General features: G+C 49.1%; 1 pseudogene. It reads left to right on the forward strand.

Going from position 1 to position 401, the window contains the following annotated elements:
* A pseudogene (locus JWG43_RS19045) lies at window positions 1-401 on the forward strand (hypothetical protein); the annotation flags it as partial.

Consider the following 401-nt stretch of genomic DNA (forward strand, 5'->3'; position numbering starts at 1 on the left):
GAGCAAAAGCTACAAGCCGAACTAGACGCACTCTCGAATGAAGAACGTGAAGTACAAAGCGCCAAAGTACAAGAAATGCTCTTCAGAGAGCACCGCCAGCGTGAAATAAAGGCGCTAGAGGAAGGACTACAGGCGCAAATGCAACAACTCAACTTTGAACGCGAAACGATGGAGTTGCTGCGCAAGGAATATGAAGTCAAGCAAGCCGAGCTGGAAGCCCAAGCCAAAAAAGCTTTTGATGAAAGCCCCTATGTAGCCAAGGCTGCCGAGCTAGAAGCGCTATTGGCTCAAAAAGAAGAGATGCTTGAGCAACTCACACAACAGCTCGAACTGACACGCCAAACGCAGTCCGAACAAGAAACTCAGCTCGAACAGCTAACACAGGCATTGGCAGACCAAAC

The organism is Desulfobulbus alkaliphilus (genome assembly GCF_016918545.1).
In the GTDB taxonomy this organism is placed as follows: Bacteria; Desulfobacterota; Desulfobulbia; order Desulfobulbales; family Desulfobulbaceae; genus Desulfobulbus; species Desulfobulbus alkaliphilus.